This window comes from Colwellia sp. M166, from assembly GCF_024585285.1.
Taxonomy (GTDB): Bacteria; Pseudomonadota; Gammaproteobacteria; order Enterobacterales; family Alteromonadaceae; genus Cognaticolwellia.
The window spans coordinates 750365-764463 of sequence record NZ_CP040755.1 but is presented as its reverse complement, the minus strand read 5'-3'; the positions used below and the strand labels follow the sequence as shown (position 1 = coordinate 764463).

Sequence of the window (14099 nt, the reverse complement as noted above, 5' to 3'; positions counted from 1 at the left end):
AATTATAACTAATTTATCCCCTAATCTCGTATTGGATACGTACTTTTGGTTAAATAGCAGAGGAAAGAATGATGACAGATAAAAAATTATCAGGTGCAGGTTTACGTGGTCAAAGTGCAGGTGAAACCGCGTTATGTACGGTAGGTAAATCAGGCTCAGGTTTAACCTATTGTGGTTATGATATTGCTGACTTAGCTGACAATGCAAGCTTTGAAGAAGTTGCTTACTTACTGTTTAACGGTGAACTGCCTAATGAAAAAGAGTTAGCAGCATATAAAGCAGAATTATTTGCCTTGCGTGATTTACCGTCTGCATTAAAAGCTGTACTCAAGCTTATTCCAAAAGAAACCCATCCAATGGATGTCATGCGTACCGGTTGTTCATTTTTAGGTAACTTAGAGCCAGAAAGTGATTTCTCTGAACAACAACAAGCAGCTAATCGTTTATTAGCGGCATTCCCGGCTATTATGTGTTACTGGTATAAGTTCTCTCATGAAGGTATTGAAATTGACTGTACTTCTGATGAGACATCGTTAGGCGGACACTTTCTCCGCTTGTTAAACGGTAAAAGCCCATCAGCCCAACATCAAAAAGTGATGGATGTGTCATTAATTTTATATGCAGAGCATGAGTTTAACGCTTCGACGTTTACCGCCCGTGTGTGTGCATCGACATTGTCTGATATGTTCTCTTGTATCACGGGTGCTATCGGTACTCTGCGTGGTCCACTTCATGGTGGTGCTAATGAAGCCGCAATGGATATGATTGAAAAATTCAAATCACCTGCTGATGCTAAAGAGCAAATGGCCGGTATGCTTGAGCGTAAAGAAAAAATCATGGGCTTTGGACACGCGATTTATAGTACCTCTGATCCACGTAATGTCATTATCAAAGCTTGGTCTGAGAAGTTGGCCGCGAAGAACGGTGATACTTCACTGTATGATATTTCAGTTGCCTGTGAAGAGTTTATGTGGGATAGCAAAAAACTATTCTGTAATGCTGATTTTTTCCATGCTTCAACGTATAACTATATGGGTATTCCAACCAAGTTATTTACGCCTATTTTTGTTTGTTCACGTTTAACGGGTTGGGCTGCACACGTAATGGAACAACGACAAAATAACCGTATTATTCGTCCTTCAGCAGACTATACTGGTGCAGAGCCGCGTAAGGTTGTAGCAATCTCAAAAAGATAGATAAGACTCGCTCTTTAGTGCTATTTCAGCAACAGGAAATAATCACATATACTTATATGCTCATATTTTGTCTTTGAAATAGCAATAACTTTCGTCGTCTATTGGCTGTAATAGACAATAGCGTCGTTGAGAATCAACTATATTTATAAAGGCGAATTTATTGATTGAAATTCGCCTTTATCATATAACAGAGAATGTGGAATAAATTATGAATTACGATTACCGCAAACCTTTGCCAGGTTATAAAATAAATGGTGTAGGAATAGATTTTTTTGATACTCGCGAAGCGATTGAAGCGATTAAGCCCGGTGCCTATAAAACCTTACCTTATACGTCTCGTGTACTTGCTGAGCAATTAGTTCGCCGCTGCGAGCCGGCAACATTAACCGACTCTCTCAAGCAGATCATCGAAGGTAAGCAAGATTTAGATTTTCCTTGGTATCCAGCACGGGTGGTATGTCATGATATCCTTGGCCAAACTGCTTTGGTTGATTTAGCCGGTCTTCGTGATGCAATTGCCGAGCAAGGTGGCGATCCGGCTAAGGTTAACCCAGTTGTACCGACTCAACTTATTGTTGACCATTCATTAGCGGTTGAAGCGCCAGGTTTTGACCCAGAAGCATTTGATAAAAACCGCTCAATTGAAGATCGCCGTAATGAGCAGCGCTTTCATTTTATTGAATGGACTAAAACGGCTTTTAAAAATGTTGATGTCATCCCAGCTGGTAACGGCATTATGCATCAAATTAACCTTGAGAAAATGTCGCCGGTTATACAAGCACGTGATGGTGTTGCGTTTCCTGATACTTGTGTTGGTACTGATAGCCATACTCCGCATATTGATGCCTTAGGTGTTATTGCCATTGGCGTGGGTGGTTTAGAGGCTGAAACCGTTATGTTGGGCCGTCCATCAATGATGCGCTTGCCAAACATTATTGGCGTTAAGCTAACAGGGAAACGTAAAGCTGGTATCACAGCGACTGATATGGTTTTGGCGATCACTGAATTTTTGCGCAATGAGAAAGTGGTTTCGAGTTACTTAGAGTTTTTTGGTGAAGGCACTGAAAGTTTAACCATTGGTGACCGAGCAACTATCTCAAACATGACGCCAGAATATGGTGCATCGGCAGGTATGTTCTATATCGACCAACAAACTATTGATTACTTGAAAATGACTGGTCGTGAACCAGAGCAAGTGGCCTTGGTTGAAACTTATGCTAAACACACCGGTTTATGGGCAGATGATTTAGTTGAAGCGCAGTACAAGCGTGTACTTGAATTTGATTTATCTACCGTTGAGCGTAACTTAGCCGGGCCATCTAATCCGCATCGTCGTTTAGCGACTGCTGAGCTGGCATCAAAAAATATTGCTAAAGATTTAACGGCTTGTAAAGCACAAGAAGCGAACGGTGAAATGCCAGATGGTGCGGTTATTATTGCGGCTATCACGTCATGTACCAATACCTCTAATCCACGCAATGTTGTTGCGGCAGGGCTTATTGCCAAACGTGCAAATGAATTAGGTTTAGTACGTAAACCTTGGGTTAAATCATCATTTGCACCGGGCTCAAAAGTCGCCAAGCTTTATTTAGAAGAAGCAGGGCTATTATCTGAAATGGAAAAATTAGGTTTTGGTATTGTTGGTTATGCCTGTACAACTTGTAATGGTATGTCCGGTGCGTTAGATGCTAAAATTCAACAAGAAATTATTGACCGTGATTTATACACAACGGCAGTGTTATCAGGTAATCGTAACTTTGATGGTCGTATTCATCCACACGCTAAACAGGCATTTTTAGCTTCACCACCACTCGTGGTGGCCTATGCTATTGCTGGCACGATACGTTTTGATATTGAAAAAGACATCTTAGGACAAGATCAAAATGGTAATGACATTACTTTAAAAGATATTTGGCCGAGTGATGAAGAAATTGATGCCATTGTTGCGTCTTGTGTTAAGCCTGAGCAATTTAAACAAATTTATACGCCTATGTTTGATTTAGGTGCTTTTGAGCCAGCAGAAAGTCCGTTGTATGCTTGGGATGAAACTAGTACTTATATCCGTCGTCCGCCATATTGGGAAGGGGCCTTAGCTGGTGTTCGTACCATGAAAGGCATGCGTCCTCTAGCGGTATTGGGTGATAACATCACAACCGATCATTTATCACCATCGAATGCGATTCAGTTAAACAGTGCTGCTGGTGCATACTTGCATAAAATGGGCTTACCAGAAGCTGATTTTAACTCTTATGCAACGCACCGTGGTGATCATTTAACCGCGCAACGTGCTACGTTTGCTAACCCGAAATTATTCAATGAAATGTGTAAGGATGATAACGGCGATGTAAAACAAGGCTCGCTTGCTCGTATAGAGCCAGAGGGCATTGAGTCACGTATGTGGGAAGCTATTGAAACCTATATGGAGCGTAAACAGCCACTCATTATTATTGCTGGTGCTGATTATGGACAGGGGTCTTCACGTGACTGGGCTGCTAAAGGTGTTCGTTTAGCGGGTGTCGAAGTGATTGTTTCTGAAGGATTTGAACGTATCCATCGTACAAACTTAGTGGGCATGGGCGTTTTACCGTTAGAGTTTATTAAAGGTGAAACCCGTCATACTTATAGCATTGATGGCACTGAAACATATGATGTAGAAGGTACGACCGCACCGGGCGCAGCAATGACAGTTGTGATGACGCGTAAAAATGGTGACGTTGTCAATATTGCTGTTAAATGTCGTTTAGATACTGCTGAAGAAGTGTCTGTCTACGCCGCGGGCGGGGTATTGCAAAAGTTTGCTAACGATTTCTTAGAGTCAAATTCATAATTGATTTTTAGCTTTTTGCCAAGGTTGGAAGTGCTGACTTAGATGCTAATCTCAGTAACTAGACGCCACATTTTTGCCTTGTTAAACACTAAAGCTCTTCTGATGAAAATTAACTCAACCTATTTATAAGCAGCAATAAGTTAGCGCTTTTTGTTGCTTTTATTTTAGTAAAATATCAAACAACCAAATTCAGAGGTGTTATATGTCTCATGTTCCTCAAATACACTTACCGCAAGTGAAAATTCCAGCTACCTATATGCGTGGCGGTACATCCAAAGGCGTATTTTTTAATTTAACTGATCTGCCTGAACAGTGTCAGGTAGTCGGTGATGCGCGTGACAATATGCTACTGCGGGTTATTGGTAGCCCAGATCCATACGGTAAACAAACCGACGGTATGGGCGGAGCGACCTCAAGCACCAGCAAAACAGTGATCCTTGCTAAATCAGCACAAGTGGATCACGATGTTGATTACTTATTTGGTCAAGTGGCTATTGATAAAGCTTTTGTAGATTGGAGTGGTAATTGCGGTAACCTTACTGCTGCTGTTGGCTCTTTTGCTATCAGTTCAGGATTAGTTAGTGCTGACAGAATTCCAGAGAATGGTATTTGCCAAGTACGCATTTGGCAGAAAAATATCAGTAAAACCATTATTGCCCATGTACCTATCAGCCAAGGGCAAGTGCAAGAAACCGGTGACTTTGAGCTTGATGGAGTAACTTTTCCAGCTGCTGAAGTGCAAGTTGACTTTGTCGCACCAGTTGATCCAAGTGAAGCGATGTTTCCGACAGGAAATTTAATTGATGAGCTCATCGTACCAGAAGTAGGTACATTCAAAGTCACCATGATCACAGCAGGTATTCCTACTATTTTCTTAAATGCCAACGAGATAGGTTATACCGGTACTGAGTTGCAAGAAGCGGTTAACGGTGATGAACAAGCACTGGCGCGTTTTGAAAAGATTCGAGCTTATGGCGCTGTGAAAATGGGCTTGATTAATGATATTTCAGCAGCTGTATCACGTCAGCACACGCCTAAAGTTGCATTTGTTGCACCCGCACAGGCTTATACTTCTTCTAGCGGCAAAGATATTACCGCCAGTGATACTGATTTACAGGTACGAGCGCTCTCAATGGGGAAACTACACCATGCGATGATGGGCACAGCTGCAGTTGCTATCGGTACGGCGGCAGCAATCCCTGGCACCTTGGTTAATTTAGCTGCGGGCTCCGGTGAAAGAAGTACAGTAACTTTTGGTCACCCTTCAGGAACATTAAAGGTTGGTGCACAGGCCGAGTGTATTGATGATAACTGGACGGTAAAAAAGGTCAGTATGAGTCGAAGTGCCCGTGTGTTAATGGAAGGTTGGGTTCGTATACCGGTTGATGCCTTTTAATACCAAGTCTATTAAGTTTTTTCCCACTCAGCGCCTTACCAGCGTTTTGATAACAACGATCATTTTGTAAATATAGTTATTCTATATGAAGGAAATTAACGGCGGTTATCGAATCACTGGTAAGCTCTTGAAGGTTGATTTTAAAAGGCTTACAGGCCGTGTTATTGATTTCGATAATCAATGCCTTGTCTACATGGTTGTACTTAGGTTCAATCTGGAACTGTGAGCCTGTGCCGCTAAACCTTTTAAACTTCACTGAGAGGGAAGACACTTAGTAAAATTGGTATAAGTTCAACTCTGCTGATAAATAGCTGAAAATAAAGCGCTGTTAGAAATATTACTAACAGCGCTTTTTAGTTATGAAGTACGGTATTGATTAGCAAGTACCTTTGACAGTGGTAAGTGTGAAAATCCTAGTTTGGTAAAGCGCAGATATAGGAAATATAGTAATAAGGTATCTGGCTACTAGTCATTAAGGCAAGAAATTGAACCTGCCCTGTAATAAAGTATTTGGTCAATGAAAAGTGATAAATAGGTAACTAATGTTAACATTTATCATTAAAGCACAATAAATTGACATATAATTGCCAATTGCGGCTGATAGCACTTTAATTTAATCTGCTATCAGGGTATGTTATGCGTTTTATTGTAGGCATGTTTATTAATGACAAAAAATACCTTTTATCGAGACTTATATACTCAAGTTGAAGCATTGATCAATGAGGAAGCCGATGTTATTGCTAATATGGCAAACGTTAGTGCTTTGTTGTTTGAACAATTATCTGAGGTTAATTGGGTTGGGTTTTACCGTATGGTGAATGACCAACTTGTGCTTGGTCCCTTTCAAGGTAAAGTTGCTTGTATTCGCATTCCTTTAGGTCGTGGTGTTTGTGGTACTGCTGCAATTGAAAATACCGTGCAGCGTGTTGCTGATGTTCATGAGTTTGACGGTCATATTGCCTGTGATGCTAGTACTAATTCTGAAATAGTATTACCTTTGACACTAAACGGTAAAGTTATAGCGGTGCTTGATATTGATAGCATGGCGTTTAATCGTTTTGATAGTGATGATCAAACAGGACTCGAAAAAATAATTAGTTTATTTGAAAATGTCATGATCAAGCATGGCGTGGTAAACTAATGAAAGAGTTTATCGTAATTCATGATTATCTAGTCTCTGAAGCTGTAGTAGGTGACTGGGATGGTCAAGAAGAAGAAGTTGCTGAGCGTATTAATGAAATTTATCATACCGTTTACGACTTAGCAGAAGAAGATATTGCACCAGAGGTATTAGAGCACTTGCTCTCTTTGGTGTGGGATACGTGGATAGGGCAAGAAGCCTTAACTGAAATTGAAAGTGAAGATATTTATGATTGGTGCCGACATTTGTTGGAAAATCGTGAACAATATCTTGCAGAGCAAAATTAGAATTTTTAAAAGTTGTATTTATGGAAAATAAAACAGAAAGTGAAGTAAAAGTGGTAGCAGAAACAACAACAGAAACAACAGTGGCAACAACGTCAAATGTTGAAGCTGAAGTTAAGCGTGTCAGCACCAAAGAAATTATTGCCTATTTGGCCGAAAAATTTCCTGCATGCTTTTCTATTGAAGGCCATGCGAAGCCACTAAAGATTGGTATTTTCCAAGATTTAGCTGAAAAATTAGCTGGTGATGAAACGGTAAGCAAAACTCGTTTGCGTCAAGCGCTTAGACATTACACTAGTAGTTGGCGCTATTTGAAAGCTATAAAAGTAGGTAGCTTTCGTATAGACATTGACGGTAATGATTCTGCAGAAATTGATCAAGAGCAAGCTGATTATGCTAATAAAACGTTAAAAGAAAGCCAAGAAAAATTTGGTAACAAAAACGTTAAAGACAAAGCAGCGAAAAAACCTTATAAAGGTAATGCTAACAAACCGGCTAAACCGGCGAATAAAGATGTTGCAGATAATACTCGTAAAGAAAAGTTCAATTCGGTTAAATCAAGCAAACGTGCACCTGCTAAAGTTGCCGTGAAACTTAAACCAGTTGAAACCAGTAACGTTGTTGTTGGCAAAAATATCAAAGTACAGTTAGGGCAATCGTCAATGGATGCTGTTATCACTGAAGTTTCTGGTAAAGATGTTAGCGTTCAGTTGAATTCAGGTATGGTTGTTAAAACACAAGTTAAAAATATTTTTACGGAATAAATTTGGAGTATGTGTATGCATAAATTTTGTCGTATAGCTGTTGCAGTAGCATTGTCAATTGCCAGTATCTCGGTATTAGCTCAAGAGATAGAGGCTGATAAAGATTTACCGATCTTAGCACCTGAAAGCCAACATGCTACTTCCACCAAACGGATTACGGCGCAGTTTACACGTGCACATTACAAAAAAATAAAAATAGACGATTCACTTTCTGAACAAATTTTTGATCGTTATATTAAGCAATTAGATTATGCTCGAAATGTTTTTCTTGCCTCTGATGTTGAGCGTTTTGCTCAATATCGTGATGAATTTGATACCGTTATTGCTCGTGGTAAACTCGATATCGCTTATCAAATCTATAACCTAAATTTGCAACGGCGATTAGAGCGTTATCAATATGCTTTAAGCCTATTAGAAAACGATCAGCCATTCGATTTTAAACTTGATGAATCTTATAACTTTGATCGTGAAGAAGCTCAAAGACCAACTTCTGTTACTGAGTTAAATGAATTATGGCGTAAAAAAGTTAAATATGATGCGCTTAATTTAACGCTGGCAGGTAAAGAGTGGGAAAAAATTCAAGAAATATTAACTAAACGCTATCGCTATGCAATTAAACGCTTAAAGCAAAGTGAAAGTGAAGATGTTTTTCAAATTGTCATGAATAGCTTTGCCCGTGTCGTTGAACCACACACTTCTTATTTATCGCCTCGTAATGCTGAACGTTTCCAAATGGAAATGAATTTATCACTGGAAGGTATTGGTGCAGTATTGCGTGCTGAGGAAGATTACACGGTTATACAAAGTGTGGTTTCTGGTGGCCCAGCAGATAAATCGAAAGAATTAAAACCTAAAGATCGTATTGTTGGTGTCTCACAAGATGATAAAGATTTTGTCGATGTTATTGGCTGGCGTTTAGATGATGTTGTTGAGCTTATTAAAGGCCCGAAAGGCAGTAAAGTTAGACTACAAATTTTAGGTGCAGAATCAGAAGATGACAGCAGCATTAAAGTGGTTTCTATTATTCGCGATACCATCAAGCTTGAGGACCGCGCAGCTAAATCAGAAGTTTATGATGAAAAAACAGGTGATGAAAACACTAAAAAACTCGGTGTCATCACTATTCCAAGTTTCTATAACCACCTTTCTCGTGATGTGAAACTTGAAATCGCAAAACTAAAAGAGCAAAACGTTGCGGGTATTATTGTTGATTTACGTGGCAATGGTGGCGGTTCTTTAACAGAAGCAACCTTGTTAACCGGTTTATTTATTGATAAAGGCCCCGTAGTACAAGTTCGTGATGGCGCTAATCGGGTACAAGTTAACAGTGATAAAGATGGCATTAGTTTTTATGATGGACCGTTAACTGTCATGGTTGACCGCTATAGTGCTTCAGCGTCAGAAATTTTTTCAGCGGCAATTCAAGACTACGGACGAGGCGTTATTGTTGGTGAACATACTTTTGGTAAGGGCACCGTGCAACAACACAGAGGTTTAGGTCGCGTTTATGATCTCTATGAAAAGCCGTTTGGTAGTATTCAATTTACTATCGCTAAATTTTATCGCATCAATGGTGGCAGTACCCAACATCGCGGTGTGTTACCTGATATCGAATTTCCTTCGGCGATAGACCCAGCTGATTGGGGCGAAAGTAAAGAAGAAAATGCTCTGCCTTGGGATCAAATCCCTAAAGCGCGATACAATAAACTTAACGATATTAGCCAAGACGTATCTTATTTAAGTTCATTACATAGTTCACGTATTCTAGAAAACAAAGAATTTAACTATTTGTTATCTGATATTGAAGAGTATAAAGCGGAAAAAGACGATAAAACTATTTCATTAAACTTAGCTCAACGTAAAGAAAAAAGAGAAAATCGTAAAGCTAAACAGCTAAAGCGTGCTAATGAACGTCTTGTCATGATGGGTAAAGAAAAAGTCACAGACTTGGATGACTTGCCAGAAGACTTGGAAGCACTCGATCCCTTTTTAGATGAAACCGCAAAAATTACCTTTGATTTAGTTTCGTTGGGTAGAGTCGCGAAAAAGTAAATATTTTTATGGTCGCATCATAACAGCCACCTCAGGGTGGCTTTTTCATGCCTAATTACCCTGATAATGTCACCGGTAACAATACCACCCCATTATATAGTGACTAGCAGACCACAGTTTAGATGAATTGCTATAATTGCATAGTTATTCTTGAAAACCGTATAAACAAAGGGGTTGTTAGCTTAACGTTGTCAAAAAAAACTTGCACAATCTGCTAACAGTCGGCATGTTAGCTATCACAAATAATTTAATCACTATAATAACTAAGATAATAAGGTGTAAATTTATCTATGTCTGATCCTCAATCTCTACGACAACCTACGATGTTGGACGCTATAATCCCGATTATTGTCCTTATTTGCTTATTAATTGCTGCTGTTACTTTTTTTGGTGATGGTTCATCGTCAGGACCTAATCAAATAGCTTTACTACTTGCTACCGGTGTTGCTGCGGTTATTGGGCTTAAAAATGGTCATACTTGGCACGCGATGGAAAAAGCCATTATCCATGGGATATCTATCTCGCTTGGTGCGGTACTAATTTTATTAGCCGTAGGCTCTTTAATAGGTACATGGTTGTTATCAGGTACTGTACCCACGATGGTTTATTACGGTCTAAAAATTATTGATCCCAGTTGGTTCTACGCCGCAACTTGTCTAGTTTGTGGTGTGGTTGCCATGAGTATTGGTAGTTCATGGACAACGGCAGCAACGGTCGGTGTTGCATTTATCGGTATTGCCGGTGGTTTTGAATTATCAACTTCTGTTACCGCTGGTGCTGTGATATCAGGGGCTTATTTTGGTGATAAACTATCACCACTGTCTGAAACAACAAATTTAGCCCCCGCAGTAGCAGGAAGTGAGTTATTTGAACATATTCGTTATATGCTCTGGACGACTATCCCTTCAATTACTATTGCACTGATCTTATTTCTTATTATTGGTTTTAATCATTCATCATCAGATATAGGTAACACTGACAGTATAGTGTCATTAACCAATACCTTAGAAAACACCTACAACATATCAGCCTTGAATTTAATCCCGTTATTTATTTTATTAGTATTGGCTTATAAAAAAATGCCGGCATTTCCAGCTGTTGCTATCGGTGCAATTATTGGTGCTATCTGGGCATTAATTTTTCAGCAAGAACTAATTTCAGCAATGGTTGCAGAAGGTGTAGAGTCGACAAGAGGCATTATCATGGTGGTATGGACTGCTTTCTTTGATGGTGTTGTCGTGGAAACCGGTAATATTGAAATTGATGAATTGCTAAGTCGCGGTGGTATGGCGGGTATGCTAAATACAATATGGCTAGTGGTTACAGCATTAAGTTTTGGCGCCATTTTAGAACATTTAGGCATGTTGAAAAAGTTTGTCGAATCAATTTTAGCTTCAGCGAAATCGACAGGCAGTTTAATTGCGAGTACCGTCGCTACGTGTATTGGTACTAACTTGATTACGGCTGATCAATACATGGCGATTGTGATGCCAGGAAGAATGTATAAAGAAGAGTATGAAAAAAGAGGTTTACATCCAGTCTTGTTGAGTCGAACACTGGAAGATTCAGGTACCATCACCTCACCATTAATACCGTGGAATACTTGCGGTGCCTTTATGTTTGGAGCACTAGCACTGACCTCTTATGATTATATATTTTATTGTTTCTTTAATTTGATTAACCCTATTTTAGCGATAGCTTATGGTTACTTAGGCTTTAAAATAAAAAAAATAGTGACAAACGACTAAATTATTTTCACAATTAATAAATATTCATAAAGCCTGTCTCGTACAGGCTTTTTTATTCCCTCTGAGAAACGTTATAATAAGCGCATAAGTGCCAACCAAAATAAAGTTTTTATATTAAGGATTTACATGAGTGATTTTACCCCACGTTATTTAGCTGATTACCGTGAAGCAAACTTTTCTATTGCTACTGTTGAGCTAACCTTTGCACTCGATGAATATAAAACTCGGGTGACTAACCGGATGAAATTAAGCCGAGTGGCAGACGATAACCAACCGTTAGTCTTGGATGGCGAACACTTAACTTTAGTGTCTGTTTTAATTGATGATCAAGCGCTAAATGCTGAGCAATATCAAGTTAGCGATAGCAGTTTAACTATTGCTATTGATCGTAAAGAGTTCACGCTTGAAATTATTACTGAGATCAATCCAGTTGAAAATACGGCACTTGAAGGTTTATTTAAGTCAGGTGATGCTTATTGCACCCAATGTGAAGCAGAGGGCTTTAGACGCATTAGTTATTATCTTGACCGACCCGATGTGATGGCAATATTCACCACTAAAATTATTGCCGATAAAGTACAGTTTCCCTACTTGTTATCAAATGGTAATAAAATCGCTGAAGGGGATTTAGCTGACGGTCAACATTTTGTGCAATGGCATGACCCTTTTCCTAAACCTTGCTATTTATTTGCTTTAGTAGCGGGTGATTTTGATGTTTTATCTGACCATTATCGTACGGGCTCTGGCCGTGATGTTGCGTTAGAAATATTTGTCGACAAAGGTAATATTCACAAAGCTCATCATGCGATGGCCTCGTTAAAGCATTCTATGGTCTGGGATGAAAAAACCTTTGGACTTGAATATGATCTTGATATTTATATGATAGTTGCGGTCGATTTTTTCAATATGGGCGCCATGGAAAACAAGGGCTTAAATGTTTTTAATAGCAAATTTGTCTTAGCTGATGAAAAGTGTGCCACCGATGTCGATTACTTTAATGTTGAAGCGGTTATTGCACATGAATATTTTCATAACTGGACCGGTAATCGCGTGACTTGCCGAGATTGGTTTCAATTAAGTTTAAAAGAAGGTTTAACGGTATTTCGCGATCAACAATTTAGTGCCGACATGCACTCAGCAGCTGTAACCCGTATTCAAAACGTGAGAGTGTTACGCTCGATGCAATTTGCTGAAGATGCTGGTCCAATGGCACATCCTATTCGTCCAGAAAAAGTCATTGAAATGAACAACTTTTATACTTTAACGGTTTATGAAAAGGGCGCTGAAGTTATTCGTATGATCCACACGATCTTGGGGGCTGAAAAATTTAGAAAGGGTATCGATTTATATTTTGCACGTTTTGATGGTATGGCTGTCACCTGTGATGATTTTATCAATGCTATGACGGATGCGTCAGCTACAGACTTAAGTCAGTTCAAGCGTTGGTACCAACAAGCAGGCACGCCACAATTACGCGTCAGTGAACACTTTGATGCTGTTAGTTGCGAATATCAATTAACCCTTGAGCAAAATAATGGTAATAATCCGGCGTTGCATATTCCCGTTGGTATAGAGTTAATTTCAGGGCTTGGACAATCTAATCAGTCGCAGTTATTGCAACTCACTGAGCAGAAGCAAACGTGGACTTTTCAAGATTATCATCAAAAACCCGTGTTAGCGTTATTAACTGGTTTCTCAGCGCCGGTAAGAACACAGTTTTTACAATCTGATCAAGAGTTACAATTGCTCATGACTTGCGCAACAGATGAGTTTTGTCGTTGGGATGCCGGACAAAAGTTATTAACTACTTATATAGTGCAAGCGATGCAACAACCGACATTAAATTTACCTGATAATTTATATCAAGCGTTTAAAGATTTATTAACGGCAGATATGTCAGCGGCATTTAAAGCCGAACAATTAACATTACCCAGTTTCAGTGAACTAGCCGATAATATTGAAGAGGTTGACCCTATTGCTTTGCTTAATGCTATTGATAGTGTGAAACAATGTATAGCCAAAGCGTTAGCACCATTATTTCTTCAGCAGTATCAGCAAAATATGGCAACTGTTTATGCCAATGATGGCAACGCTATCGGTAAACGTGCCTTAAAGAATGTTTGCCTATCTTATTTAGCAACCTTGAGTGAATACCAAAAGCTGTTGACTGAGCAATATCAACATGCAAATAATATGACTGATACCTTGGCAACGCTGAATTTTTCCGCAGGTCAACACCATGCCGCCTTCTCTAGTATGATGACTGATTTTGAAAGTAAATGGTCGGATACGCCACTAGTGATGGATAAATGGTTTGCAATACAAGCCAGCGTTAATGCTGAGTCAATTTATGATAATTTGTCACAGTTAATCTCCCATCCGCTTTTTAGCTTAAAAAATCCTAATCGTGCTCGTGCGCTTATTGGTGCGTTTATCATGAATAACCCACGATACTTTCATTGTGCTAGTGGTCGTGGTTATCAATTTCTTATTGAACAATTACGTTTACTTAATGATATTAACCCACAAGTTGCCTCTCGTTTAATTACCCCACTTATTCAATTTAAAGCGTTTGATAAGCCAAGACAAAAATTGATTAAAACTAAACTTGAACAGCTTATGCAGCAGGTAAACTTGTCAAAAGATTTGAAAGAAAAACTTGATGCGGCCCTAGAATATTAGGATAAATGT

9 protein-coding genes are annotated in these 14099 nt (G+C 39.2%); all 9 read left to right on the top strand.

Going from position 1 to position 14099, the window contains the following annotated elements; translation table 11 throughout:
* Positions 1 to 71 precede the first annotated feature (71 nt).
* The 9 genes from prpC (at position 72) to pepN (ending at position 14090) form a co-directional block, all read left to right on the top strand.
* The gene (gene prpC / locus FGD67_RS03435) at positions 72 to 1196 is read left to right on the top strand and encodes a 2-methylcitrate synthase (protein WP_257173712.1); all 1125 of its coding nucleotides are present in this window, start codon (positions 72 to 74) and stop codon (positions 1194 to 1196) included.
* Between the two features lie 208 nt (positions 1197 to 1404).
* Positions 1405 to 4023 (top strand): Fe/S-dependent 2-methylisocitrate dehydratase AcnD, encoded by a 2619-nt coding sequence (acnD, locus tag FGD67_RS03430; RefSeq protein WP_257173711.1) that lies wholly within the window; start codon positions 1405 to 1407, stop codon positions 4021 to 4023.
* Positions 4024 to 4225: 202 nt separating this feature from the next.
* Positions 4226 to 5419 (top strand): 2-methylaconitate cis-trans isomerase PrpF, encoded by a 1194-nt coding sequence (gene prpF, locus FGD67_RS03425; protein ID WP_257173710.1) that lies wholly within the window; start codon positions 4226 to 4228, stop codon positions 5417 to 5419.
* A 664-nt stretch (positions 5420 to 6083) separates the two neighbouring features.
* The gene (locus tag FGD67_RS03420) at positions 6084 to 6560 is read left to right on the top strand and encodes a GAF domain-containing protein (protein ID WP_257173709.1); all 477 of its coding nucleotides are present in this window, start codon (positions 6084 to 6086) and stop codon (positions 6558 to 6560) included.
* A complete protein-coding gene (locus FGD67_RS03415; RefSeq protein WP_257173708.1) occupies positions 6560 to 6847 on the top strand; it encodes a hypothetical protein in 288 nt (95 codons plus the stop codon). Before FGD67_RS03420 ends, FGD67_RS03415 begins: the two co-directional genes overlap by 1 nt.
* Before the next feature lie 20 nt (positions 6848 to 6867).
* On the top strand, positions 6868 to 7608 hold the full coding sequence (gene proQ, locus FGD67_RS03410) for an RNA chaperone ProQ (protein ID WP_257173707.1): 741 nt from the start codon (positions 6868 to 6870) through the stop codon (positions 7606 to 7608).
* 15 nt (positions 7609 to 7623) lie between these two features.
* Positions 7624 to 9660: a carboxy terminal-processing peptidase gene (prc, locus tag FGD67_RS03405; protein WP_257173706.1), complete on the top strand. Its 2037-nt coding sequence runs from the start codon at positions 7624 to 7626 to the stop codon at positions 9658 to 9660.
* Positions 9661 to 9950: 290 nt separating this feature from the next.
* Positions 9951 to 11408 carry a Na+/H+ antiporter NhaC gene (gene nhaC / locus FGD67_RS03400; protein ID WP_257173705.1) on the top strand — a complete coding sequence of 486 codons (1458 nt, stop codon included), beginning with the start codon at positions 9951 to 9953 and terminating at the stop codon, positions 11406 to 11408.
* Positions 11409 to 11534: 126 nt separating this feature from the next.
* On the top strand, positions 11535 to 14090 hold the full coding sequence (pepN, locus tag FGD67_RS03395) for an aminopeptidase N (protein WP_257173704.1): 2556 nt from the start codon (positions 11535 to 11537) through the stop codon (positions 14088 to 14090).
* The last annotated feature ends 9 nt before the right edge of the window (positions 14091 to 14099 follow it).